Raw genomic sequence first — 25,242 nt, 5'->3', positions numbered from 1 at the left:
TATATAGTCCGGTGGGTGGAAGCCCCATCAAATAAGCTGCTAACCACAGCATTTGAAGCGAGTGTTGAGTCTGCCGCGGCAACGCTGCAGGCTAAGCGTAGACAGCAAGGTAACAGGGATAGCTAGTGAGCGCCGAAATCCCAAAAGAACCAGAGGGCCGACATCGTGGTCAGGATGGAAGGCAACATATGTACTTATCGTTATTTTACTTGACTTTGCAGACTATCTGATTTATTATACTCGTAAAGAAGTAACTTACGAGTTACTAACTCACGAGTATAATTATTGGAGGTGAGCAGATGAGTCAATTCTATTGCCGTGAGGATGAGCTGCGGAAACTGAATAAACGGTATGCAGGTGATAAGTTTGAGTGCATTGTCATCTACGGCAGACGGCGTGTTGGTAAAACGGCACTGATCAACGAGTTCTGCAAAGATAAGCCTACCATTTTCTTTTCTGCATTGAACACGACAGGAAAGGAAAATCTGGAAGCTCTCTCAAAGTCGATTATGAGTTTTGAGCGGCCGGATATGGAGTCTGCACCGGAGTTCAGGTCCTATGATGCAGCTTTGGATGAGTTGACAGCACTTTCAAAGGAAAAGAGGATTGTCTTTGTCATTGATGAGTATCCTTATCTTGCAAAAGCAAAACCAGCTATTTCAGCGATGCTGCAGCACATCATCGACCACAAATGGACAGAGTCCAAGATGTACCTGATTCTTTGCGGCTCCTCTATGAGCTTCATGGAGAGTCAGGTGCTTGGAAAGGAAAGTCCGTTGTATGGCAGACGTACTGGCCAGTTTAAGATTGAGCCGCTAGACTATAAAGAAACCGCTGTGTTCCACCCAAATCTGTCTGCAGAAGACAATTCCCTGATTTATGGGATCACGGGAGGAGTTCCCCACTATATCAATAAGTTGGATGTGCGAGATAGTGTGGATGAAGCTCTGTTGGATAATTTCTTTGACCGCTCCAGCTATCTGTATGAGGAACCGGGGAACTTACTGAAGCAGGAACTCCGGGAGCCGGCCATTTATAATGCAATCATTAAAGCGATTGCAGAAGGTGCTTCCCGAATGAACGATATCAAGATGAAGGTCGGCGAGGAAAACTCGGTCGTATCGAAGTACCTGAAAACGCTGATCGACCTTGGCATTGCGAAGAAAGAAACACCGATTACAGAAAAACCGGGTAAGAAAACCATCTATCTGCTGGCTGATAACTTCTTCCGTTTCTGGTATCGGTTTGTGCCAATCAATATGAGTGCCATTGACTCTGGCAGAATTGCAAAGACCTATCCACACGCTGTAAAGCAGTATCTTCCTGATTACATGGGTCTAATTTATGAGAAGATGTGTCAGGATTACCTGCTCTATTATTCGGATAGCCTTCCTATTGAGCTGAGTGAAATCGGCCAGTGGTGGGGGACAGACCCGAAGAAGAAAAAGCAGATACAGATTGATATCGTCGGAACTCCTGTTGAGGGCAAAGACTATATCATCGGTTCATGCAAATACCGGAATGAGAAAATCGGTGTGGATGAACTCGATTTGATTCGGGATTATGCCTCAGTTTTTGGAAAGGGCAACAACTATCACTACTATATCTTCTCGAAAGGCGGATTCACAGATGGACTTCTTCAGGCACAAGAGCGAGGTGAAGTTCGGCTGATAACGCTGGAAGACCTTTACAAGTAAAAATTCTAATCAACCCTGCTGGTGAAAGCTGGCAGGGTATTTTTAGTTTGCGCGCCATGGGCGCGCTCTAACGGGTGAAAGTCCCGAACACGCCTAGGCGACAAGGAAGTGTATAGCTGAACAGCAAGGGTGTCTATCGTAAGGTAGAATCTGAAGGAAGCTGTAAGCAAACTCTTGGTCCGACGGACAGAAATCACATATGAGGCTAGGTTTCGCTTGGTAAGTCTGCTAAATAAGACAAAGCCGTAAAGTTGCCGTTTGTAGGAACCGAGTAAATGTGGCGGATATATGAGAGGAAAGAGCGTGCACCTTAAGCGTGGAGGTCTCACAGAGGTTTCATTAGCCTAGTAACAACGAACTGTGAGAAGTCAGCCGAGCCCATAGTGTGCGACTTGCAAGTCGTCATTTAAATTGTGATAAATTCACTACTACATCCGTTTGTAGTATTTCTACCGCATAGTGCCCAGTAAGTAATGAAAGGTGCGGAGCAGCGGGACAACGTGAGAAAGACAGAAACCACATCTGTCCTATTGCAAGGAAAAGATATGCAAGGTTAACGTATGTGAACTGTCGTAAGGGTCGTCACTCGTGTAAAAGGTGAAAGTGGTTGATACACCTTGACTAAAATAGTACGGAGTCAGGGACATGATAATTACTATGGTATCATGCCAAACGGACAGAGAACTCCCGGTCTATAGGCAGAACCTAAACATATCAAGATTATTTAAATGACGAAACAAGGTAAACCTTATGTGCTCCTGGGAAAAGGTAGGCTAATCGTAAGAAAAGCACAATGCACAGAAGGCAGAGGATGTTGGAAAAAGCGAAAGTTCATGTGTAATGCATGAAATAAGGGTTCAAGATTTGCCCTGTCCGAAAGGAAACAGACTTCCAACGCGTATCAATTACATGAAGAAACTGGAAACTGTGAATGTATCAAGTTCAATGGCACATTTGTGAGGACAATACAGACATGAAACTTCAATGGAACCAGATAGATTGGAAGAAAGCAGAAGAACAAGTTAACAGGCTACAGATTCGAATTGTAAAGGCAACATTAGAACAAAAGCTGAGATTGGTTAAGAGATTACAGTATTTAATAACTAATTCATTTTACGCGAAGGCTCTGGCTGTTAAACGAGTGGTTAGCAACAGAGGAAAGAAAACTCCAGGTATAGATGGAGAATTTTGGAAATCTGATAAAGAAAAAGTAAACGCAGTAAGGAGCCTGGACTGCCAGACATATCATGCAAAACCATTGAAAAGGGTATATATCGAAAAGTTTGGCAAGAAAGAAAAGCGTCCTTTGGGAATACCTACTATGAGAGACCGGGCTATGCAGGCATTACAACTTCTTGCGCTGGAACCAGTGGCAGAAACAACTGCCGACAGGATCTCCTTTGGATTTCGGAAATACAGAAGTCCTGAAGATGCACGTGAGTATGCGTTTAGTGTACTTAGCAGAAAGGATTCTCCACAATGGATTCTGGAAGGGGATATAAAAAGCTGCTTTGATAAAATCAGCCATCGGTGGATGATGGATAACATTCCCGGAAACAAAAGAATTATGAAAGAGTTCATGCGTTGTGGATATGTAGAAAAGGGAAAGTTATATCCGACTATAGAAGGCTCTCCACAGGGAGGAGTTATCTCGCCAACTTATGCAAACATGGTACTTGATGGATTAGAACCCATGATACTGGATGTATACTGGAGAAGCAAAGTTAAAAGGACATTTAGTGTGAAGTACAATGCGCATAAAGTACATGTGGTGAGATTTGCTGACGATTTTATCGTTACAGCATCTGACAAAGAAACACTGAAAGAAATCAAACCAATGATAGAAAGATTTCTTGAAGAAAGAGGACTGAGACTGTCAGAAGAGAAAACGGTCATTACTCACATTAATGATGGATTCGACTTTCTGGGTTGGAACTTTCGTAAATTTAAAGGAAAACTGATTATCAAGCCGTCACATAAATCTATGAAGAAAATTACGAGAAAAATCAGTGAAATAATAAAAGAAAACCAGACAGCCACACAGGAAATACTCATAAAGAAAATAAATGAGGTGACAGTAGGATGGGCAAATTATCATCACTCATCATGTGCTAAGAAGTGCTTTCATACGTTGGATCATCGCATATGGGAAATGTTGTGGAGATGGTCCAAACGCAGACACCCAAACAAAAACAAGCACTGGATAGTTAACAAATACTGGAAAGAGCATAAAGGCAGAAAGTGGACATTTATGTCGGACAAAAACATCCTATTTCTGATGATGGATATGCCAATTGTGCGAAAAGGGCAAATATCTTTAAACAAGAATCCATTTCTTGACAGGGAATACTTTGAATGCCGAGCAAAAAGGCACCGTCTGAACCGAAAAAGAGCTATGAATTCCAATCGAGCCGCGCAAATGGGATATTATGCGTTATAGATACGTGAGCGGAATGCGGTGAAAGTCGCACGTTCCGTTCTTTGGGGAGGGAATAACCGTAAGGTTTGTCCCTTACCCGACAGCGAAGAAGTCTCTGTAATGGAGATGGAGCGAAGGGGCGAACAATCAATAAGTTTGAGTATGTCTCGTATTGCAGAAATGACAACATCTGCCGTAACCAATCGGGAAAAGGGTGGTCAAATCAAGCGAGACGGAAAGGAAAGAACGCATGGACACAAGTAGTCTAATGAAGCAGATACTATCCAGCGATAATCTCAACAGAGCATATCTGCAAGTCGTACGAAATAAAGGTGCCGAGGGAGTGGACGGAATGAAGTACACAGAACTTAAAGAACATCTTGTAAAGGACGGCGAAATTATCAAGGAACAGTTGAGGACAAGAAAATATAAACCTCAACCAGTACGAAGAGTGGAAATACCAAAGCCAGACGGTGGTGTCAGAAACCTGGGAGTACCAACAGTAACAGACAGATTGATACAACAAGCCATTGCACAGGTCTTAACACCAATCTATGAGGAACAGTTCCATGACCATAGCTACGGATTCAGACCGAATAGATGTGCACAGCAAGCAATCCTAACAGCACTTGATATGATGAATGATGGTAATGACTGGATTGTAGACATTGACTTGGAAAAGTTCTTTGACACAGTAAATCATGATAAGTTGATGACTATTATTGGTAGAACGATTAAAGATGGAGATGTCATCTCTATTGTTAGGAAATACCTAGTTAGCGGAATCATGATAGATGATGAGTATGAGGACTCTATTGTGGGAACACCGCAAGGAGGAAACCTTTCGCCGCTACTGGCAAACATCATGTTGAACGAACTGGATAAGGAAATGGAAAAGAGAGGGCTTAATTTTGTACGATATGCGGATGACTGTATTATCATGGTTGGAAGTGAAATGTCTGCAAACAGAGTTATGAGAAATATCTCACGATTCATCGAAGAGAAACTAGGGCTCAAAGTCAACATGACTAAGAGCAAAGTAGATAGACCAAGTGGACTTAAATACCTTGGGTTTGGATTCTACTTTGATTCAAGAGCACATCAGTTTAAGGCAAAACCGCATGCAAAATCAGTAGCGAAGTTTAAGAAAAGAATGAAAGGACTCACCTGTCGTAGTTGGGGCGTCAGCAACAGCTATAAGGTAGAAAAGCTCAATCAGCTTATCCGAGGTTGGATAAACTACTTCAAGATAGGTAGTATGAAAATCTTATGTGCGAAATTAGATGCAAATATTCGGTATAGACTTCGTATGTGCATATGGAAACACTGGAAAACTCCGCAGAATCGTGCAAAGAATTTGATGAAGCTTGGAATTGACAGGATTACAGCATACAAAGTTGGTTATTGTTCAAGAGCCTATGCTCATGTATGTAGCTGTGGTGCTGTAAATATAGCAATAACAAACAAGAGATTAGCCTCATTTGGACTAATCTCAATGTTAGATTATTACACTGAAAGGTGTGTTACATGTTAAGTTGATTGAACCGCCGTGTACCGAACGGTACGCACGGTGGTGTGAGAGGTCGAAAATTCCTCATCAAGAGGAATTTTCTCCTACTCGATTACCCATTTTTAGCCTGTCTACTCGTAAGTAGGTAATCATCCGTATCTGTTTTTTCATTTTTTATTCTGCTACAATCTCCTTAAAACTCAGGAGGTATTCTATATCACTATGAATAAAGAAGAAAAAGCAAAACTCTGGTCTGACCGTATCCAACAATACCAGACCAGTGGACAAACATGTAAACAATGGTGTACAGAAAACGGTATCCCTTTATCTACGATGGGATATTGGATCCGCAGATTTGCAAAAGAAGAGCCGGCATCCGAATCTGAACAGGATATGGTCTTTGTCAGACTTCCATCTGAACAGGAAGCTGCTCTCTGAGGAATCTTCATCGGTGCGTATTTTTATTTCAGACAGTATCCGTATTGAAATATCTGATTCCTGCAGACCGGAACTGATGGAATCTATACTGGGATTCCTGCAGCGCCATGCTTGACCTGGCAGGAGGAACAACGGTATATCTTTCCTGCGGAGTCACTGATCTGAGAAAAAGTTACAATGGTCTGGCCGCCATCATCAAATTAAAATTTCACCTCGACCCATACTCACGCTGCATGTTGCGTTCTGCAACCGTCGGCGTACTTCTATAAAGATCCTTCAATGGGACGGGTCCGGATTCTGGAGCCTGATGAAACGGCTCGACCGTAATGCTTTTCACTGGCCGGATACTCCAGATGAACTCCGTCAGGTGACTCTGAAAGAGATCCACTGGCTGTGTGACGGGCTCTCTTTAAATCCCAGGGGTGCATTTGAGGAACACCATCCAAAGATCATCCTGTAAGCATAAGACAGCGGAGCTGTCAATCCCGTAAAAATCATGAAAAACAAGGCATTTCCCAGCGTATTTCCTATATCTGGAAACGCAGTTTTTTATAGGAAAACAGCTGGAACCATGATATACTTTTTATAACGCTAAAGCAGGGAGGACAGGACATGGAACCGATCTTTACAGATAAACAGCTGAATAACATGAGCCGTGAAGATCTGATCTCATTGATGAAGATCGTACAGGAACAGACAAAGAAGAAGGATACAGAGATCCAGCTGCTGAAGGATAAACAGAAAGAACTCGAATTCTTAAATGCCATGCTCTCTGACCGTCTTACCCTTGCGCAGAGAAAACAGTTTGGGGCATCCAGTGAAAAGTATGCCGAAGACTATGAACAGATGAACCTGTTCAATGAGGCAGAAGCCAATGCGGATGCGGAAACAGAGGAACTTTTTGAAGAGATCCGGTCATCCTCTTATAAACGTAAAAAAAGAAAAGGAAAGAAGGAAGAAGATCTTTCCAATTTTGAGACCGTTGAGACCAGGACCTATAAACTGGAAGGGGAAGCCCGTTACTGTCCGGAATGCGGAAAAAAATACAGCGTAGTAACAAAGGAGACCGTAAAACGCCTGCGTTTTATACCTGCAAAGTTTGAGGTTGAAGAAGAGATCACTTATGTATACAGCTGTCCGGAATGCGGATCCATGAAACGTCCGGAAAAAGAACCTTCCCTGATCCGTGGGAGCATTGCTACACCTTCCCTCGTAGCAGGTATCATGAACGCTAAATATGTAAACGGGATGCCTCTGGCACGTCAGGAAAGAGAGTTTGCCAGATATGATCTCGATCTCTCCACAAAGACTATGGCGAACTGGATCATAAACTGTGCAGACAGATACCTGAAACCGCTGTATCAGCTGATGAAAGAGGAACTTCTGGAAAGCAGATATATCCATTGTGACGAAAGCCGGATCCAGGTACTCGGAGAACCGGATCAGAAAGGGACGACCCAGAACTGGATGTGGGTATATCTCACGGATGAATTCAGTGGTTCCCCGCAGATGGTACTCTTCGATTATGAAAGGACCCGTGCGGGATATCATCCTGTAAACTTTTTAGGGGACAGGTTTCATGGGTATCTGACCTGTGATGGATATCAGGCTTATCACAGTTTAGGAGAAGGTATCATAGTAAGCGGGTGCCTTACCCATGCAAGACGACGTTTTGATGCAGCCCTCACAGCATTAAAAAAAGACTTTACAAAAGAACAGCTGAAAGAGACCATTGCATATCAGGCGATGTCAAGGATCGGGATCCTCTATAAGATCGAGGAAATGATCCACAATAAAACACCGGAAGAAAAATATGAGGAGCGCCAGAAACAGTCCCGTCCGGTTATGGATGCCCTGTTTGAATGGCTGCATACGATGGAAGATTCTGTAGACAGGTCTTCCCTTATTGGTGATGCCATTTTGTATACGCTTAATCAGGAAGCATATCTGAAACGCTATCTGGAAGATGGCCATCTCAGTATAGACAACAACAGTGCAGAACGTGCATTGAAAAACTTTGCAGTGGGACGCCGCAACTGGCTGTTTGCCAAAAGTGTACGGGGAGCTGGTACCAGTGCCCTTGTTTACAGCATTACAGAAACGGCACTTCTGAACCATCTGAAACCATACGCATATCTGACTTATATATTGGATGAACTCAGAAAAATGGGAGCTTTTCCTAAAGAGAAAGAGTTAAAGAAACTGCTTCCATGGTCAGAAGATCTTCCGGAATACTGCCGTACTAAATTAAAAAATAATACTAAGCCATCTGATATAGAATTTGGCAGACAGCCAGAAACAGTATCAGATGGCTTTTATAAAATGTCAATATACGGATGATTACCTACTTATAATTATCAGATAAAGTTCGGATATTATTAGAATTTTATAAATTTAATTACTGGCATCTTACGATGCCAGTAAAAAATAACAAAAAACTTTAGTAAGTTAATTTTAAAAAGCAAAGAGATTAAATTAAAACATATTTTCAGTTGATAGAAAATTAGTGGAGAGATATAATGAAACAAATTAAATATTATGACAGAGTGTACATGTTTCGAGTGCGAAAGGTAAATAAACAGAAAAATACAGGGAGATTCGCACCGGAAAAATGACAGGATGAAGAGAAAAGCGAAGAGAAGCTAGGTGAAAAAGAAAAGCTAGAATGAGAAATTTGGAAAGAATTAATAAAAATAAGAAGTGTTTAGCAGCAAAAATTATTTGAATTTGCAGTCGCCTTCCGTGAAGGCGTGAGTTGAAATGATTCTTCCGTTCGGTGATGCCATGTCGATCGTGTCGCCTTCCGTGAAGGCGTGAGTTGAAATATACCGGCAATTTCTCCAGGCATTGATGGTTCGGTCGCCTTCCGTGAAGGCGTGAGTTGAAATGGCCGTCATGCCAACTCCTACTCCAACAGCGACGTCGCCTTCCGTGAAGGCGTGAGTTGAGAATACTAGCATTTAGACCCTATAAATGTGCTGTTATAGAACGCCTATAAAGATGTTCCTCCTGCTCATTTGAATATTCTTGGAATATAAGTCTTCAATAGCATAAATACGGACCAAGGAAGCTGTATGAGAAGAAACAGAAGAGTAGAAAGTAAATGCTAAAAGAAAAGATATTATAATAGGAAGAAACACGAGTAAAAAATATTATAAAAAGAAAAAAACAAAAAGTCATGAATTGATTGTTATGCTGGAACATAGGTGTTAAAATCAAATTATATTGTAAGTACGGGGTATATATACAGTAATAAATTTGAGAAGTTTGTGAGCGTTATTTGCGTATACAAAAAGTTTGCATTTCCAAGAAAGAATTGTATAGGTTTGGAGGGATGTCAATGAATACAAGAGCGTATATTCCAATGGATTTTTTGAATGTTCCAGGAACACAGCTTGAGAAACTGCCATGGGAGCATGAACAGATATTGCGGCGGTATCTCAGCATGTCACAGCATATTTGTGAATTGGATGAGTTATATAGTATGATGGTTTTTAACTTGGAAAATATGTTTGAGAAATTCTCTTTACAATTTGACGATCGTATATTCGCTAAGAGAGGAGAAACTGTAGATGTGATTCAGATCAATGCGTTGCTTTGCAATGCCGTCAGCGCAGGGCGGACATTGATAGAATCTATGGAGAAATTTGATGAATTCTATATTTCTAAGGATAAAAGTTTTAAGAAAAACTTCATTTCGAAAGCATATGATCAATATTCGGAGTATAAAATTGTAGACTTTCTGCGAAACTATATGCAGCATGGCCATATACCGATTCATTATGATGAAGAAAAAATTTATTTAGATCTGTCAGAAATTCTGGAGACCACACATCTGAAGATGAATACAAATCTAAAAAGGATGTTACAAAAGGCCAAAAAGGATTTGTTAGAGTATGGAGTAGCAGATACAAGACTTTGCTGTGTCCCGCTTTTTTATAAGTATTTTCTTTTGATTCATAGATTGTATCGGGCATTTTATTCGTATGCTGAGTATACATTGATGCAGATAGGAGAAGAAAAGCGAAAATTATTGCAGGATCATCCAGAATATGTACGGCAAGTGGATGAGATTGCTTTTGCGCCAGTTTATCAGGATGAATTGGGGCAGTTTCATGGAGTAGCGGTAGAGGACGGTTATGAAGAGAAAATTCGGGAAAATATAACGTATGCAGAAGAAAAACTTCAGGAATATATAAAAGGAAATGGACAGATCTGCAGTTTACAGATTGACTATTGCCTGGAATATCGTATTCCGGAAATGATCCTGATTCATGAGGAGGAGCTGTCGGAAAATCTGGTGTTTTATTGCAAAAAGCATGGACATGAGATTCGGCATGTTTCTTTTTATACGTATTATAAAGATGATATGGATAGCTATACACGCTATAAAATGTTTCCGTATATCCAATTTGAGGAGGGTGTCGAATGGAATGTCCCATATGACAGGGTGACGATTCGGGATTTCCTTCGCACATTTCCAGAGGCAGAGGAAAAAGGAATTCTTGTACAAGCCAACAATATGGGCGGGGATGGAATACAGATCGCGCAGGCGGTTTTGCAGGGATGGAAAACATTTTTATATCACAGTTCCCAGATATTGGACACGCTGGGAATAAACTCCCTGGCTGATGCAATCGACTGGGCGTCACGGGTAGTTTTTATTTATCAGAGTATTGGATGGCTGAAGAAGTCATTTGGAAAAAGAATCGAGAAGAAACCGACTATTGAGCAATTGGAAGAATATATCAGGAGAGCAGAACGGTGGGAGCTATCGCAGCTTTCATCTACACTGCATGCAGCGCCGGAATTGTTGAAACTGGTATTGAGCGAAGTGGGATATATCAGCCAAGATGGTGAGTTGTTTGTATATGATGAAGTAATAGCTACGCAAAGAAAAGAGAAAGAACGAAAACGTAAGGCAGAAAAAGAAAATTCGCATGGAACCCAGGTAGACTGCAGGAAAATGAATAAGGTGATAGAAGAGCTTAATGTCACGATTTTGTATTATGCAAGTTTACAGAATGAGAAAAAGGCAGAGGAATGTGGGAAAGAGACGAGGATAGGAAAATGCGTGGAGCAGGTGATCTGCAAGTATAGAGAGTTTCTATGGTGGGACGAAGTGAGAGAAGAGCTGAAGGTGAGAGATCCATTGCTGGAAAAATTTACAGAGGAGATCCAAGGAAAGATTTGCAGAGATGTGAGAGCGTTGGAGGAAGAGCTTTCTGGAAAATGCAGGGAATTAGAAAAGAATGAGAGCTTCTGAAAATAGAAGAAATGAACATAAGATTACAAATAAAAAGAATAAAAAAGAAATTCTGTAATTTTTTTAAAATAGTGCATATTCCGCAAGAACTGCGCATCCGTTCCAGAGGAACGGAGCGCCATTCCGCTTCAAACTGAGCAAAGCTCAGCAGGTTTATTAGTTACCGTTGTTTACTCTACGATCTCTGCCAGGAAATTCAAGACGATATGCCTTGGATGTCATTCGGCTTAAGCAGGCATCTGCATAGGTGGAATCTCCGGATTGTCCCTGATAAATAAGAGGCGAAATGACCATGTCCTTTTGACGTAGTTCATGCTTTGTCATGTTTATACCAGCCCTGGACGAAGACAGACATTCCTTGTATTTGCGGTCTGCAAAGACAGCATCGTAACGGTACTTGTGAGCAATGGAACAATGATGGATGGCTTTCGGACATCCATTACAGACGTAAGGAGCCTTATCAAGACGGTTACACTGTTCTTTAACGAAATCAGGACAGGTTTGGTTACAGGTTGGACAGGAAGTACACTTAATGTTGCAGAGTATGATTTTCCTGCATACATTTGTTTTTCTGCAGTGATATCTATGAATGCAGAAGTTGTGAGTGTTAAGGAAGGATCCTTTATGATACCAATCACTTACACGATGGAGTTTCACTTCCTTCGAAATAGTTGTAGGATCTTTGCATAAGAAGCGGGCGATATCTTTAAAAGTGCTGCCGTTATTCAGGGAACGCTCAATGTATTTACGGTCTTCAAGGGAAAGATGTTTCTGGTTACCAGGAATATATTTACTCATAGAGATCTCCTTCTACTGCTGTCAGAAGGTCTTCATGAGCATAGCACGAATATATGAAAGATTAAACTCCACTCATGTAGGAGTAAATTCCACCGCATAAGCGGACGATGGAATTTACTTTTGAAATTTTCAGTGAAAGAATTTAGCTTTTAATCACATGACAACGACAGGGTATGATGCTATAATGAGTTTAAAAATAAGAAACGGGGTGACGTTGTATGATGTATCCATATATGACACTGGCAGATGAAACGGAGATTGTTCATTCACAAATTGTTGAAAAAGATGGAATGAAAAAAGTTATTGTAAACTTTGAACGACCAACAGAAGATGGATTTGATTCGGCAAGGTGTGAATTGCCTGATTACAAATGGACAGAACGCCAAGGATATTCGGATGAAGAAATAGCAATGTTTGAAGAACTCCTGCATAGTAATGCTCATTTGCTATACCGGTATGCGGAGAATGGGGGGATTCAAATTGCCTAAATTGTTTATGGTATGTGGATATACGGTATATTTTTGGTCTAATGAAAATGGAGAACCAATTCATGTTCATATATCAAAAGGTAAGCCTACTCCAAATGCGACTAAAATATGGCTTACAAAGTCAGGTGGATGCATTTTGGCAAGTAATGGAAGTAAAATTTCCAAGAAAGAGCTGAATGAATTGATGGAATTTATATCAGCACAGTTTTTCTTTATTTGTGCAAAATGGAAAGAGGCATTTGTGACGGATGAGATAGGATTCTATTGTTAAGCATATTGTAACTTATAGTACATCGGGGACCGGTCCAAAGGCGGTCAATCCAAAAGAAGATCACTATAATTCTGATACAAAGATAAGATTAAAAGATTTTCCTAATATTCCCATGACCTTAGCAAACGAGACACATGGGGGTATGCCCTATGAAAATGAATAGAAAAAGCGAGTAAAACGGCAGGGGTCTCGAAAAGGAGACGGCTGCCGTTTTACTCGCTTTTTACCAGGGTTTTCCAGCAGTACGATAGTTCCCGTCTACTCAGATTTTCATAGGGTCAGACCCCTAGAGTTGCGTGGACCAAAGGCTCTGGGCGACATCCGGGGCGTGACCTACATATACGGAATGTTCTACCGCTTCGGACTGATTGATGTGCCGTAAACGAGGCAAAGCAGAAGATAGGATCAACTTGCCATTTGAGTTCCCAAATGGTAAAATCAAAATGCACTGGGATATAATATCCTTTGCCTGTTAATGTAGCTTCGGAAAGGGCGTGGAAGAATGGCAGCGACGTTAAAACTTCCGGTTGGTGTCGAAGATTTTAAGGAAATTCGCCAACAAGGTTTTTACTATATTGATAAGACAAGACTGATTGAACAGCTTCTTGACAGCTGGGGAAAGGTAAATCTTTTTACAAGGCCCCGCCGTTTTGGTAAGACCTTAAATATGAGTATGCTCCGAAACTAACGGATAATGAAAAACAAAGATATGGCGCGCTTGTCCGAATGCAGGACGGAAAATACGCAATGGACGAAGATACGCTGGAATCGGCACTTCAGACATTGCAGAACAGATTATGTCATCGACTGGCTTTTGGGATGATGTCACTGTGTAAAAACTACCTCAAAGATCGTTCCACCGGACGGGCTGGACTGAACGGTTATTCTGCCGTCATGTACGCGCACGATTTCATGAACCAGGGCCAGCCCAAGGCCTACTCCGCCGAGCTGGCGGCTTCTGGATTTATCTACACGAAAGAATGGTTCAAATATGCGTTCTTTTAATTCAGCCGGGATTCCGCTTCCGGTATCTTCTACGGACAGGCAGATGCTTTTTCCCTTCCGGTATGCGGTTACGGTAACCTGTCCGCCGAAATGGTTGTATTTGATTGCATTCTCAACAAGATTGTATACCATCCGGTAAATCAAAATGTCACTTCCGACCATAGTGGTATCTTTACAGTTCCCGATCAGTTTTATCTCCTTTTCCTGGGCAAGCGGTTCCAGATCCACCAGTACTTCATCGACAAGGGCGTCAACGGCAATGGTTTCATCCCTGCTTACTGTTTGAAGCTCACTCATATCGAGCAGTGTCTTGACCATTTTGCTGAGCCGGCCGTTTTGCTCTGTCACCATTTTCAGTGTTTGTAAGGTGTCGGCGTCATTGCCTGGATGCGGGGTGGAATGGTATAAATCGAGCTGTACCTGCATGACAGACAATGGGGTTCGAAGCTCGTGTGCTGCATTTGCCGTAAATTGTCTCTGGATTTCAAAAGCATCTGCGAGACGTTCCAGCATCTTGTTATACGAAATACGAAGCTGGTTCAGCTCTTTTACTTTGTTTTCTTCAATGCGCGAATCGGCCAGATTCTGTGCCTGCACCTCCTCGATTTTTTCGGAGAACTCACGAATGGGCCGAAGTGCATGGCCACTGATAAAATAGGTAGCGACACCGCCAAGAAGGGCCAATAAAGCGGAAAGGATCAGGCTGTTTCTTTTGTAGTCTGCTTTGTTGTTGTACACCTGAACAGAGAAATCTCTGGCAAATTCATCCCAATTGTCCTCCGGAATGCTGATATAGATTTGATCGGAACCGTCTGCGGTACCGTCTCCGCCCTGATCTCCGGCATCATCGCCCCGGGCATCTACGGTCTCCTGCAGGGAATCGATATAATAAATTCCGTTTTTATAGACAAGCAGGGTCAGACATCCACAGATGACCGCAATATACAGGGTAATGATACAGGTAAGTCTCCACTGCAGTGATATTTTTTTCATCGGTCGGACTCCTCTCGTATTTGATATCCTTCGCCTACTTTATTCAAAATCGGATCGTATCCAAGTACCGCCCTGAGCTTTCGCCGAAGCGAAGACATATGGACGCGGATGGATCCGCTGAAGCTGTCCACGGAGGCATCCCAGACATGCTCGATCAATTCTTCCTGGCTTACCGGTCTGCCAAGGTGGAGAAGCAGATATTCCAAAATTCCGTTTTCTTTTCTTGTCAGGGAAACCAGGGTTCCGTTGGCATAGGCCTCTCGCTTGATGGTATCGAATTTGATCCCGCCACTTTCCAGACAGACATCCTTCTGCACAAATTTTCTTCTTGTCAGACTGCGGATCCGCGCTTCCAGCTCCTGCAGATGGAACGGCTTTTCCATATAATCATTTGCCCCGGCATCGAGTCCTTCTACTTTGTCTGCAATCTGTCCTCTTGCAGATAAGATCAGCACCTTCGTTTCTTCGTTTTCCTTTCGGAGCTCTTTTAGAAGATCCATTCCGTCCATGCCGGGCAGATTGAGATCCAGGACAATCAGATCATAATTTTCTGCCAGGATGCATTCCAGAGCCTCCGCCCCATCATAGCAGGTATCTACCTCGTACCCGGCGGCGTACAGACTTCTGGCAACTGTGTCACACATTTGTTTCTCATCTTCCACGATTAATAATCTCAAAATTTTTTCACCTGCCCATTTCTTAACAATGATTTTACAACAGCTATTGTATAATATCAGAGTCAGCTGGTCAATCAATAAAATCAAAGGAGCAACCACATTTTGAAATGCAGAAAAATATCTCAAATTGTTCTAGTTATCACAGGCATAGCGATGATGGGCTATGGCGCCGTCAGAGGGGAAGCGGCTGCTGTGCTTGGGAAAGCAATTAAATTATGTCTGGAGTGTGTCGGAATTGGATAAGAAAAAGAAGTTACGATCAAAGAAAATAGCCGGAATACGCGGGTGGATCCAGGCAGCGGCCACACTGCTTACCAATCCTCATATCCCCAATTTTTTTCAGGGCAAAATATATCAGGGCAAAGCGAAAACGGTATGCGTACCGGGACTAAACTGTTATTCCTGTCCTGCCGCGACGGGAGCGTGCCCCATCGGAGCCTTTCAGGCGGTTGTCGGATCATCCAAATTTAAGTTTTCCTACTACATAACCGGGTTCCTGATTTTACTCGGCGTGACACTGGGAAGATTCATCTGTGGTTTTTTGTGTCCGTTTGGATGGTTTCAGGATTTGCTTCACAAAATCCCCGGAAAGAAATTCTCTACGGCCAGACTGAAGCCGCTGCGGTATCTGAAATATATCATCCTTGTTGTTTTTGTAATTCTTCTGCCGATGTTTGCAACGAATTCGATCGGGATGGGAGATCCGTTCTTCTGCAAATATATTTGTCCGCAGGGCGTTCTGGAGGGGGCGATCCCGCTTTCCATCGGAAATGTCGCAATCCGGTCTGCACTGGGCAAGCTGTTTTCGTTTAAATTCGGTATTCTGATTACGGTTGTCGTGCTCAGCATCTTGTTTTACAGACCTTTCTGCAAATGGATCTGTCCTCTTGGGGCAATCTATTCCTTATTTAATAAGGTAAGCTTTTTACATATCACGATTGAAAACAGCAAATGCGTCGGATGCAACCAGTGTTCCAGGGCATGTAAAATGGATATCGACGTGTGCCGGACCCCAAATCATCCGGAATGCATCCGATGCGGAGCCTGCATCAAGGCCTGCCCGAAGGATGCGATCCACTATCAGTTTATGGGAAAAACGTGTCAGAAAAAGGACACCGGAGATCAACAGTCAGAGATCAGAAACCATTGATTAGCAGCAGATCACGAAGCATCGAAGGATGATATTGAATTTTTGTTTTTTACATTATACTATCTTAAAAGGAGCCATAACTTATGAAAACCAAAAGAACTTTTATCCCTGTTTTTACACTCAGCGTAGCATTATTACTTACCGCATGCAACGGAAAAGAGGCTGCAGACACAAAGAAAACGCAGACAACCCAGACGGAATCCGGCACAGAAGCTGTTACGGGATCTGTTGCGGAATCCGGAACCGAAACGGCAGGGGCTTCCGGCACAAAGCTGGACGATTTATATCAGCAGGAGAACCAGATTTTTTCAGATCATGCGGATGTATGGAACAAGGTGTTTGGCATGATGAATAAAAGCACGGCTGATCCGAGCGGAAATTATGGGGATTATCTGGCAGACACGGTTGAAGCCAACAAGGACTCTTTTTCAGAGGACGAGCTGAATACACTGACGGATGATATTGCAACGATACGAAAAATCGAGGAACAGATAGCGGAAATGGAAAATGGCAATACAGCATCGGAAGATAGCAACGCGAAAAACGATTCCGAAGAGGCATCTCCGTTCCGGGATTTTTCGGGTCAGGATTATGATGGCAACACAGTTGACGAAAGTCTGTTTTCCAAAAATGCGGTAACGGTCGTGAATTTCTGGTTTACCGGCTGCAAGCCTTGTGTTGCTGAGCTATCCAAGCTGAACGAATTAAACGATGCAATCAAATCCATGGGAGGCGAGGTTGTAGGCATCAACACAGAAACCTTCGACGGAAATCAGGATGCGATCAAAGAAGCAGCAGCGGTTCTTGAAAGCCAGGGTGCGAAATACCGCAATCTTTCCATTGACTCTGCTTCCGCTGCAGGAAAGTATGCTTCCGATATTATGGCATTTCCTACCACAATCTTGGTCGATCGAAATGGAAATATTGTGGGAGAGCCGATGCTCGGCGGAATCGACAATCAGGAGAATTATGATACGCTGATGAAACAGATCCAGTCCGTGATTGATGCAGACAGCGCGAAGTAAGACGAGAGCTGCGGCGTTTTTTGGGAGAGAAAATGGGAGTGCGAAAAAACAAAGTTACGTTTTTTCGCACTCCTTTTCATAACAAGATTTTAAAAAAATACATTTACGAAACGATGTACTGTGCTGTACCTGTCCCGAAAAGCTGCTCGGTGCTTAGAACAAGAGCTGAGGTCACACGGCGATTCCCCACATATATGCACACGTTTTCGGAACCACCAGTAATCCGACCTTTGGTTTTGATAGCAGCCATTTGACAAACAACAGCCGGGTTCCTGCTCTGCGAAAGGGCAGAAAATAAGGAAAACTTTGCGCAATTAAAAGGAGCATACCGCAGCAGCGATATGCTCCTTTTGAACTACCTGGGTAAATATTATTCACAAAGTTTGGAGAAAGCGTCAGCTACGAACTGAACTTTTGTTCCAACGATAACCTGTACAGAGGTTTTGCCAGGTTTGATCACGCCTGCCACGCCGGCAGATTTGATTACCTTGTCGTTTACGGCAGTGATATCTTTCACTTCCAGTCGCAGTCTTGTAACGCAGTTATCAATGCTTGTGATGTTTTCTTTTCCGCCGCAGCCTTCCAGAATTTTAGCTGCGATTGCGGTATAGTTATCACTTGCCAGTTCTACTTTTTTCTCTGCTTCGAGATCGTCATCTTCGCGTCCAGGAGTCTTCAGATCCCATTTCTTGATAGCAAACAGGAATACGAAGTAGAATACGAGGAATGCTGCGATTCCAAGCGGAATGATCAGCCATATTTTCTGTGCTGCGGGCAGTGAGGATGAGAACAGGAGGTCCATAGCACCGGCGGAGAAGCTGAATCCTGCACGGAAGCCGAGAGCAACTGTGATCATAGTAAAGATACCATACAGTAATGCATAGATTACGTACAGAACAGGAGCAAGGAACATAAATCCGAACTCAAAAGGTTCTGTAACGCCACAGATGAATGCGCAGACTGCAGCAGAAGCTACCAGACCGATCGCAGCTTTTTTCTTTGCAGGTTTTGCACATCTTACCATAGCAAGTGCAGCACCAGGAATACCGAACATCATACATGGGAAGAATCCGGACATGTACATACCAAGGCTCCAGGTTACATCAGCAGATGTTTCACCAGCCCAGAAGTGCTTCAAGTCACCAAGACCGATCGTGTCAAACCAGAATACATTGTTCAGAGCGTGATGTAATCCGGTCGGGATCAGCAGACGGTTCAGGAATGCATAGATACCGGCACCGACAACATCAAGGCTGACAATAGATTTACCGATTGCTACCAGAGCACCGAACAGTAATGGCCATACCAGTAACAGAACAGCAGATACAACGATAGAAACAACACCGGAAACAATTGCTACACAGCGTTTGCCGCTGAAGAAGGATAACCAGTCCGGAAGCTTGGTGTCTTTGAAACGGTTATAGCAGGCAGATCCGATGATACCGGCCAGGATACCGATGAACGGGTTTTCGATCTTGTCAAAGGCCAGCGTCTTTGTAGCACTCTCAGCGATGGACGGGATGATAGTTGTAACAACTCCGGTAGAAAGAAGTGTTGTGATCATCAGCCAGGATGCCAGAGCTGCGATTCCGCCGGTACCGTCATTCTTTTCTGACATACCGACACCAACGCCGATTGCAAAGAGAATTGCCATGTTGTCGATCAGAGCTGCTCCTGCTTTTACGAGAAACAGACCGATCAGGTTTACTGCGCCCGAGATCTCGCCGCCCTGCATCGTTGCCGGACACAGCCGGTATCCGATACCCATCAGGATACCGCAGATCGGCAGTACTGCTACAGGAAGCATGAGGGCTTTCCCTAGTTTCTGAAGAAATTTCATATATTTCTCCCTCCTTAAAAGATAATTTATATAACTGGATACCTCCAATTAGATACGTGAATTTACCGAATCCATCCAATATACTTACAAAAGCAAGTGCAGAAAAGACATTGAGAGTGCATTTCACAAAAGCAAGTGAGAAAAGACTTCAAGCGTACATTTCATAAAAGAAGAGGATGAAGATTCATCTGACGAAAGATCAAAAAAAGATCAGGAAATACTGAGAACGGCTTCGTCTAAGGAAACTTCGCCCTCTTTTTTCAAGCTGATTTTCCCGTAATCATCGGTATTGCAAATCAGTACCGGAGTGACTGTGTTCAATCCGGCCCCGGTGATCTTGTCCAGATCGACATCCATCAGAAGATCTCCTTTTTTGACCTGATCGCCGGCTGCAACGTGTGCGGTAAACGGTGCGCCCTTTAGTGTAACCGTATCCAGGCCGATGTGGATCAGGATTTCGGTTCCGGAGCTGCTTATGAGCGTGATGGCATGAAGAGTATCAAATACCATGGCTATTTCACCGTCTGTCGGTGCATAAATTTTTCCCTCAGACGGAATCACTGCAAATCCGTCCCCCAGGATTTTTTCGGAAAAGGTAGGATCCGGGACTTCGGAAAGCGGAACTACTTTTCCTTTGCAAGGTGCGTAAAGAACATTTTCTTTGTTCTTTCCTTTTAGAAAATGAAACATAAAATTGATATCTCCTTTCGAAAATAAGGTGCGATGTTTTTTCGGGATAGGGATCCGAGTTCATCTGTAATTACGTTGAGTGATTTTTTGTGAAAAAATTTGGTGTTTTACCCTTTGATCCGTTCTGTTTGACGTAAAAAGTCAACAAAATGCCGTTGGAAAAGGAAACAGAGTATTTATTAAAAACAAAATTGCATAATTCTGCACGAACTTCTCAATAGATTATATACATAATAACTGATACGTAAGGATTTGTAAATACTTTTTTGATATTTATGACAAAAGAATCTACTTTCAAAAGGAGAAAAATCGGTAGTTTAACCAACTAATGCGTTACTGCGATAAAAGAAGAATATACACACATTGGGGTCAGACCCCATTACTGTTGTGGGAAACTTTTGGGCGGTTCCTGTTTTTTGGTTTGAAATTCGAAAAATCTTTATACAATCTTAATGCCATGGAAAAGGTATTTATACGTTTTTAAAGCGGAAGTCTCTAAAATAAGGAGGAATCAAAAAGAAGGAGTAAAAAGAGAAATGTGGAGTATAAAACTGCGATACAGGAAACAATGGTCGTCGTTTGAAATTATCATTCTTGGATTTGCGGGGGTAATTCTGGCAGGAGCACTGCTTTTGATGCTTCCTGTGGCTTCGCGGGAAGGAAATGTAACGCCATTTACAGAAACACTGTTTACTGCAACATCAGCCGCCTGTGTGACAGGACTGGCAGTCAGAGATACAGGAAGCTACTGGTCCGTCTTTGGACAGAGCGTGATTTTGCTGCTCATTCAGATCGGCGGTCTTGGTGTGGTTACGATCGCTGTTTCGATTGCGATGCTTTCCGGGAGAAAAATTTCCCTGATGCAGCGAAGCACGATGCAGGATGCGATTTCTGCCCCGAAGGTGGGCGGAATTGTGCGCCTGACGCGTTTTATCCTCAAAGGAACCTTTGGAATTGAACTGTTGGGGGCGTTGTTTCTTCTGCCTGTTTTTTTACGGGATTACGGCGGAAAAGGAATCTGGATGGCGTTGTTTCATTCTGTATCCGCATTCTGCAATGCAGGATTTGATCTTCTTGGAAAAACGGATCATCTGTATCCGTCCCTGACTTCTTATGTGGGAAATCCACTGGTTAATCTTACGATTATGGGGCTGATTGTAACAGGTGGAATCGGATTTCTGACCTGGGATGATATCTATACAAAAAAATACCATTTTCGTCAGTACTGCATGCAAAGCAAGGTGATCCTGCTTACAAGTCTGTTTCTGATTTTTGTTCCGGCGGCCTTCTTTTTCTTCCGGGATTTCGCCGGAATGCCGGTCAAGGAGCGGACGCTCTGCGCATTGTTTCAGTCCGTGACAACAAGAACGGCCGGATTTAATACGGCAGATCTTTCCGGGATGACAGGTGCTTCCCAGGCGATTATGATTGTTCTGATGATGATTGGCGGAGCACCGGGATCAACGGCTGGCGGAATGAAAATTACCACATTTGCCGTGCTGACAGCTAATGCGTCTGCTACGTTCCGTCAGAGAGAGGACACACAGATGTTTGGACGCAGGGTGGGCCAGGAGGTATTAAAAAATGCATCTACGATTCTGATGATGTATCTTTTTCTGGTGCTGATGGGAGGAATGGTGATCAGTGTGGCAGAAAATCTGCCGATTTCTGAGTGTCTGTTTGAGACAGCATCTGCTGTTGGAACGGTTGGCCTGACGCTTGGAATTACGCCGCAGCTCGGTGTTCTTTCGAAAGGAATTCTGATCGCACTGATGTTTCTTGGAAGGGTTGGCGGTCTGACGCTTGTTTATGCTGCGATGCCGGGGAGAAAGAGCGCACATGCAAAAATGCCGCTGGAAAAAATAAATGTAGGATAAGAAGAGAGGAAGAGATGAGATGAAAAATATTTTACTGATTGGAGTAGGAAGATTTGGGAGACATATTGCCATGCATCTGAATCAGCTTGGACATCAGGTGATGGCGGTAGACCGAAATGAGGAACGGATCGACGCCGTGATGCCGTATGTGACAAATGCACAGATCGGTGACAGTGTCAATGCAGACTTTCTGCGATCCCTTGGTGTGGGAAATTATGATGTCTGTATTGTGACGATCGGAAGCAGCTTTCAGGATTCGCTGGAAACCGCGTGTCTTTTGAAGGAGTTGGGCGCAAAATGGGTCGTGTCCCGGGCAGAACGGGATGTACAGGAAAAATTCCTGTTGCGGAACGGAGCGGATCAGGTTGTTTATCCGGAAAAACAGATGGCAAAATGGACAGCAATTCGTTACAGCTCGGATCATGTGTTTGACTATATTGAAATTGACAGTCAGTATGCGATTTTTGAGGTTGAAATCCCGGAGAACTGGATTGGAAAAAATGTCGGCCAGCTGGATATCCGGAAAAAATACGGTATTAATATTCTGGCAACAAGAAAATATGGAAAAACAGATGTTGCGGTGTCTCCGGAGACAGTTCTGGATGGCGATGCTACCATATTGGTTCTTGGTGAATATAAAGCGATCCAGAAATGTTTTCGAATCTGAAAGAGAGGTGATTTCTGTGTTAAGTGTAGGACTGCTCTTCGTTACCCTGGTCGGTTTTTTGTCTGGAGGTGTGCTCGTGGATCAGATAGAGACATTTTTCACGGAAAACAGAAGAGAGGAACCGGAAACGGGACAAAATTTCACGGAAAACAGAAAACAAGAACAGGGAACGGGAGAAAAAAAGATTTCCTGACTATAGCTTTCTCTTCATTTATGATCTACAATAGGAGGTGGGGTGAGACAGTTGGAAAAAGAAAAACAAAAAAAAGAGCATATCCTGGTGTGTCTGTCCTCTTCGCCATCCAATGAAAAAATTATTCGGACTGCGGCGCAGATGGCACAGGCGTTTCAGGCCGGCTTTACGGCATTGTATGTGCAGACAGCAGAAAAAACAGAAAAAACACCGGAGGATCTGGCAAGGCTGCAGAAGCATGTTCGTCTGGCAGAGCAGAGCGGGGCAGAAATTGTAACGACACACAGTGAGGATATTGCCCTGCAGATTGCAGAATACGCAAGAATTTCCGAGGTGACGCGGATTGTCATTGGAAAGAGCATGATGAAGCAGGGCTATTTCCATCAGCGAAGGGTGTGGACCGAGCGTCTGACGGATCTTGTGCCTGATCTGGAAATTCACATCATTCCAGACTCAGACGTGTACCGGAGATATCAGAAACGAAAAAAATTTCTGGAGTGGATGGAGTTGCCTTCCTGGAAAGAACTGATGCTTACGGTTCTGATTCTGGCTGCTGCGACCGGAATTGGAGAAATCTTTTTTCGGCTCGGTTTTACCGATGCCAATATCATTACCGTATATTTGTTTGGCGTCATGCTGACATCTATTCTGACCAGCGGTTATACCTGTAGTGTAATCAGTTCTGTGGCAAGTGTTATCCTGTTTAATTATTTTATGACAGAGCCAAGGCTTTCGTTGTATGCGTATGGTTCCGGCTATCCGGTGACCTTTGCGATCATGCTTGGCACTTCAATCCTGACCAGTACGCTTGCTTTAAAATTGAAAGAAAATGCAAAGCTTTCTGCACGAGATGCCTTTCGAACCAAGATTCTTTTTAATACCAGCCAGCTTCTGCAAAAGGCAGAGGATGCGTCAGAAATTTTTGATATTACGTCAACGCAGCTGATAAAGCTTCTGGGAAGAAATCTGGTTGTGGCGCCGGTAGAAAAAAAGAAAAACGGCATTGTGCAGGGAACTCTTTATAACGCCGAAACAGGAATAAAATCAGAAAAAGTTTTTAATGTGAAAGAACAGGAAATCCTGCAGTGGGTTCTGAAAAACCGGAAACGGGCGGGAGCTATGACAGAACGTTTTTCTGAAGAACCGTATCTGTACCTTTCCATCTATGCGGCACAGAACAGATATGGTGTGATCGGCATTTTCATCGGACAAAAGCCACTGGATGCGTTTGAGAACAGTATCCTGCTTTCTATTCTGGGAGAGTGCGCCATGGCACTGGATCGGGAACAAAGTGCGAGAGAAAAAGAAGAGGCGGCAGTCATGGCGAAAAATGAGCAGCTTCGGGTGAATCTGCTGCGGACGATTTCCCATGATCTGCGCACACCACTGACATCAATTCTCGGCAATGCAGACTCTTTGATCAGTAACTTTGACGCACTGGACGAAGGGATGCGGAAACAGATTTTTTCGGATATTTATGAGGATGCCGGATGGCTGATTGAACTGGTGGAAAATCTGCTTGCGCTTACGAAAATAGAAGATGGAAGTGTAAAACTGCAGTTATCCGATCAGGTGGTTGAGGATGTAGTCCGTGAGGCGCTGCGCCATGTAGAACGGCGGAAAAACGAACATAAAATTACGGTGGACTGCGGGGAAGATGTACTGCTCGCCCGCATGGATGCAAAGCTGATTGTACAGGTATTGGTAAACCTGATCAACAATGCAGTAAAATATACACAGGCAGGATCCAAGATCCGGATTACAGCCGGAAAAGAAGAAAAAAACGTATGGATTGCGGTGGAGGATAATGGACCCGGCATTCCGGCGGAGTGCAGGGAGCATGTATTTGAAATGTTCTATTCCGGAAAAAATAAGGTGAGTGACAGCCGCAGAAGCCTTGGCCTTGGGCTGGCGCTGTGCCGCTCCATTGTAAATGCGCATGGCGGGGAACTGGTGCTTCGTGACTGCGCTCCGCACGGCTGTCATTTTCGTTTTACGCTGCCGCTCAGTGAGGTGAATTTAAATGAATAAGACATTGATACTGGCCGTGGAAGACGATACGCCGGTCCACAACCTGATTACGACAACACTGAAAACACACGATTATAAATAACCACATTGGGGTCAGACCCCATTACTGTTTAGAAATTTTGTTCTTGTTTTGGCAATTCTGACACTGCAGACTGTGCTGAATGACAATATCAAAACGGCAGAAGATGTTGAAACTTATCTGGGTCT

General features: G+C 43.3%; 20 protein-coding genes and 4 pseudogenes. 18 read left to right on the top strand and 6 right to left on the bottom strand.

From position 1 onward, the window contains the following. The first annotated feature begins 299 nt into the window (after positions 1–299). The 7 genes and pseudogenes from DWZ44_RS10045 to tnpC all read left to right on the top strand — a co-directional run. A complete protein-coding gene (locus tag DWZ44_RS10045; protein ID WP_112483362.1) occupies positions 300–1,697 on the top strand; it encodes an ATP-binding protein in 1,398 nt (465 codons plus the stop codon). A gap of 973 nt (positions 1,698–2,670) precedes the next feature. Continuing rightward, positions 2,671–4,137 (top strand): group II intron reverse transcriptase/maturase, encoded by a 1,467-nt coding sequence (gene ltrA, locus DWZ44_RS10040; protein ID WP_082424990.1) that lies wholly within the window; start codon positions 2,671–2,673, stop codon positions 4,135–4,137. Positions 4,138–4,366: 229 nt separating this feature from the next. Beyond that, entirely contained in the window at positions 4,367–5,650 is a 1,284-nt protein-coding gene (gene ltrA / locus DWZ44_RS10035; protein WP_117804793.1) for a group II intron reverse transcriptase/maturase, read from the top strand. A gap of 198 nt (positions 5,651–5,848) precedes the next feature. After that, positions 5,849–6,064 (top strand): IS66 family insertion sequence element accessory protein TnpA, encoded by a 216-nt coding sequence (tnpA, locus tag DWZ44_RS18415; RefSeq protein WP_173827710.1) that lies wholly within the window; start codon positions 5,849–5,851, stop codon positions 6,062–6,064. Positions 6,065–6,171: 107 nt separating this feature from the next. Then, a complete protein-coding gene (tnpB, locus tag DWZ44_RS19535) occupies positions 6,172–6,333 on the top strand; it encodes an IS66 family insertion sequence element accessory protein TnpB (RefSeq protein WP_117804792.1) in 162 nt (53 codons plus the stop codon). Then, positions 6,264–6,524: an IS66 family insertion sequence element accessory protein TnpB gene (gene tnpB / locus DWZ44_RS19530; protein ID WP_147342476.1), complete on the top strand. Its 261-nt coding sequence runs from the start codon at positions 6,264–6,266 to the stop codon at positions 6,522–6,524. The genes tnpB (DWZ44_RS19535) and tnpB (DWZ44_RS19530) overlap by 70 nt, the downstream gene beginning before the upstream one ends. Before the next feature lie 152 nt (positions 6,525–6,676). Beyond that, a pseudogene (tnpC, locus tag DWZ44_RS10015) lies at positions 6,677–8,317 on the top strand (IS66 family transposase); the annotation flags it as partial. A gap of 464 nt (positions 8,318–8,781) precedes the next feature. Here the strand turns inward: tnpC and DWZ44_RS19525 are convergent. Next, the gene (locus DWZ44_RS19525; protein ID WP_442857709.1) at positions 8,782–8,961 is read right to left on the bottom strand and encodes a hypothetical protein; all 180 of its coding nucleotides are present in this window, start codon (positions 8,959–8,961) and stop codon (positions 8,782–8,784) included. A 443-nt stretch (positions 8,962–9,404) separates the two neighbouring features. Between DWZ44_RS19525 and DWZ44_RS18410 the strand changes: the two genes are divergently transcribed. Next, the gene (locus tag DWZ44_RS18410; protein ID WP_199608686.1) at positions 9,405–11,330 is read left to right on the top strand and encodes a hypothetical protein; all 1,926 of its coding nucleotides are present in this window, start codon (positions 9,405–9,407) and stop codon (positions 11,328–11,330) included. A gap of 258 nt (positions 11,331–11,588) precedes the next feature. On the opposite strand, the pseudogene DWZ44_RS10005 reads toward DWZ44_RS18410, so the two are convergent. After that, positions 11,589–12,128, bottom strand: a pseudogene (locus tag DWZ44_RS10005) (helix-turn-helix domain-containing protein); the annotation flags it as partial. A gap of 218 nt (positions 12,129–12,346) precedes the next feature. Here DWZ44_RS10005 and DWZ44_RS10000 point away from each other — a divergent pair. From DWZ44_RS10000 to DWZ44_RS09990, 3 genes and pseudogenes are all read left to right on the top strand, one after another. Beyond that, the gene (locus DWZ44_RS10000) at positions 12,347–12,616 is read left to right on the top strand and encodes a hypothetical protein (protein ID WP_055227428.1); all 270 of its coding nucleotides are present in this window, start codon (positions 12,347–12,349) and stop codon (positions 12,614–12,616) included. Further along, complete coding sequence (locus DWZ44_RS09995; RefSeq protein WP_055227426.1) at positions 12,609–12,887, top strand: DUF4160 domain-containing protein; 279 nt, start codon at positions 12,609–12,611, stop codon at positions 12,885–12,887. Before DWZ44_RS10000 ends, DWZ44_RS09995 begins: the two co-directional genes overlap by 8 nt. A gap of 502 nt (positions 12,888–13,389) precedes the next feature. Further along, positions 13,390–13,572: pseudogene (locus DWZ44_RS09990) on the top strand (AAA family ATPase); the annotation flags it as partial. 140 nt (positions 13,573–13,712) lie between these two features. Here the strand turns inward: DWZ44_RS09990 and DWZ44_RS09985 are convergent. Together DWZ44_RS09985 and DWZ44_RS09980 are read right to left on the bottom strand one after the other, a co-directional pair. Then, positions 13,713–14,885, bottom strand: coding sequence for a sensor histidine kinase (locus DWZ44_RS09985; protein WP_117804790.1), 1,173 nt, complete (start codon positions 14,883–14,885; stop codon positions 13,713–13,715). Then, a complete protein-coding gene (locus tag DWZ44_RS09980) occupies positions 14,882–15,562 on the bottom strand; it encodes a response regulator transcription factor (RefSeq protein WP_082424906.1) in 681 nt (226 codons plus the stop codon). The genes DWZ44_RS09985 and DWZ44_RS09980 overlap by 4 nt, the downstream gene beginning before the upstream one ends. Before the next feature lie 99 nt (positions 15,563–15,661). Here DWZ44_RS09980 and DWZ44_RS19325 point away from each other — a divergent pair, with 99 nt between their 5' ends. From DWZ44_RS19325 to DWZ44_RS09965, 3 genes are all read left to right on the top strand, one after another. After that, positions 15,662–15,805: a CD1871A family CXXC motif-containing protein gene (locus DWZ44_RS19325; protein ID WP_055218540.1), complete on the top strand. Its 144-nt coding sequence runs from the start codon at positions 15,662–15,664 to the stop codon at positions 15,803–15,805. Further along, entirely contained in the window at positions 15,798–16,712 is a 915-nt protein-coding gene (locus tag DWZ44_RS09970; RefSeq protein WP_117804789.1) for a 4Fe-4S binding protein, read from the top strand. Before DWZ44_RS19325 ends, DWZ44_RS09970 begins: the two co-directional genes overlap by 8 nt. A gap of 83 nt (positions 16,713–16,795) precedes the next feature. Then, positions 16,796–17,737, top strand: coding sequence for a TlpA disulfide reductase family protein (locus tag DWZ44_RS09965; protein WP_022461280.1), 942 nt, complete (start codon positions 16,796–16,798; stop codon positions 17,735–17,737). A gap of 370 nt (positions 17,738–18,107) precedes the next feature. Here the strand turns inward: DWZ44_RS09965 and DWZ44_RS09960 are convergent, their stop codons facing one another. Both DWZ44_RS09960 and DWZ44_RS09955 read right to left on the bottom strand, forming a co-directional pair. Beyond that, complete coding sequence (locus DWZ44_RS09960) at positions 18,108–19,577, bottom strand: PTS transporter subunit EIIC (RefSeq protein ID WP_117804788.1); 1,470 nt, start codon at positions 19,575–19,577, stop codon at positions 18,108–18,110. Between the two features lie 210 nt (positions 19,578–19,787). After that, a complete protein-coding gene (locus tag DWZ44_RS09955) occupies positions 19,788–20,267 on the bottom strand; it encodes a PTS sugar transporter subunit IIA (protein WP_117804787.1) in 480 nt (159 codons plus the stop codon). A 536-nt stretch (positions 20,268–20,803) separates the two neighbouring features. On the opposite strand from DWZ44_RS09955, the gene DWZ44_RS09950 reads away from it, so the two are divergent. The 4 genes and pseudogenes from DWZ44_RS09950 to DWZ44_RS19320 all read left to right on the top strand — a co-directional run. Beyond that, positions 20,804–22,144 carry a TrkH family potassium uptake protein gene (locus DWZ44_RS09950; RefSeq protein WP_117804786.1) on the top strand — a complete coding sequence of 447 codons (1,341 nt, stop codon included), beginning with the start codon at positions 20,804–20,806 and terminating at the stop codon, positions 22,142–22,144. 19 nt (positions 22,145–22,163) lie between these two features. Further along, on the top strand, positions 22,164–22,811 hold the full coding sequence (locus tag DWZ44_RS09945; RefSeq protein WP_022462603.1) for a potassium channel family protein: 648 nt from the start codon (positions 22,164–22,166) through the stop codon (positions 22,809–22,811). A gap of 235 nt (positions 22,812–23,046) precedes the next feature. Further along, positions 23,047–25,035 carry a DUF4118 domain-containing protein gene (locus DWZ44_RS09940; protein ID WP_117804785.1) on the top strand — a complete coding sequence of 663 codons (1,989 nt, stop codon included), beginning with the start codon at positions 23,047–23,049 and terminating at the stop codon, positions 25,033–25,035. Then, positions 25,028–25,114, top strand: a pseudogene (locus tag DWZ44_RS19320) (DNA-binding response regulator); the annotation flags it as partial. The gene DWZ44_RS09940 and the pseudogene DWZ44_RS19320, both read left to right, overlap by 8 nt. Between the last annotated feature and the right edge of the window lie 128 nt (positions 25,115–25,242).

Origin of the sequence: Blautia sp. AF32-4BH (assembly GCF_003460565.1) — a bacterium.
Classification (GTDB): domain Bacteria; phylum Bacillota; class Clostridia; order Lachnospirales; family Lachnospiraceae; genus Fusicatenibacter; species Fusicatenibacter saccharivorans.
The sequence above is the reverse complement of the archived record's forward strand: the minus strand, read 5'-3'. Positions and strand labels throughout refer to the sequence as shown.

Excerpts from the sequence above, each read along its gene's own strand:
- DWZ44_RS09985 (WP_117804790.1), bottom strand. The coding sequence starts at position 14,885 with ATGAAAAAAATATCACTGCAGTGGAGACTTACCTGTATCATTACCCTG.
- DWZ44_RS19525 (WP_442857709.1), bottom strand. The coding sequence starts at position 8,961 with ATGACGGCCATTTCAACTCACGCCTTCACGGAAGGCGACCGAACCATC.
- DWZ44_RS09955 (WP_117804787.1), bottom strand. The coding sequence starts at position 20,267 with ATGTTTCATTTTCTAAAAGGAAAGAACAAAGAAAATGTTCTTTACGCA.
- DWZ44_RS09950 (WP_117804786.1), top strand. The coding sequence starts at position 20,804 with ATGTGGAGTATAAAACTGCGATACAGGAAACAATGGTCGTCGTTTGAA.
- DWZ44_RS09945 (WP_022462603.1), top strand. The coding sequence starts at position 22,164 with ATGAAAAATATTTTACTGATTGGAGTAGGAAGATTTGGGAGACATATT.
- DWZ44_RS09960 (WP_117804788.1), bottom strand. The coding sequence starts at position 19,577 with ATGAAATTTCTTCAGAAACTAGGGAAAGCCCTCATGCTTCCTGTAGCA.
- ltrA (WP_117804793.1), top strand. The coding sequence starts at position 4,367 with ATGGACACAAGTAGTCTAATGAAGCAGATACTATCCAGCGATAATCTC.
- tnpA (WP_173827710.1), top strand. The coding sequence starts at position 5,849 with ATGAATAAAGAAGAAAAAGCAAAACTCTGGTCTGACCGTATCCAACAA.
- DWZ44_RS09965 (WP_022461280.1), top strand. The coding sequence starts at position 16,796 with ATGAAAACCAAAAGAACTTTTATCCCTGTTTTTACACTCAGCGTAGCA.
- tnpB (WP_117804792.1), top strand. The coding sequence starts at position 6,172 with ATGCTTGACCTGGCAGGAGGAACAACGGTATATCTTTCCTGCGGAGTC.
- DWZ44_RS10000 (WP_055227428.1), top strand. The coding sequence starts at position 12,347 with ATGATGTATCCATATATGACACTGGCAGATGAAACGGAGATTGTTCAT.
- DWZ44_RS10045 (WP_112483362.1), top strand. The coding sequence starts at position 300 with ATGAGTCAATTCTATTGCCGTGAGGATGAGCTGCGGAAACTGAATAAA.
- ltrA (WP_082424990.1), top strand. The coding sequence starts at position 2,671 with ATGAAACTTCAATGGAACCAGATAGATTGGAAGAAAGCAGAAGAACAA.
- DWZ44_RS18410 (WP_199608686.1), top strand. The coding sequence starts at position 9,405 with ATGAATACAAGAGCGTATATTCCAATGGATTTTTTGAATGTTCCAGGA.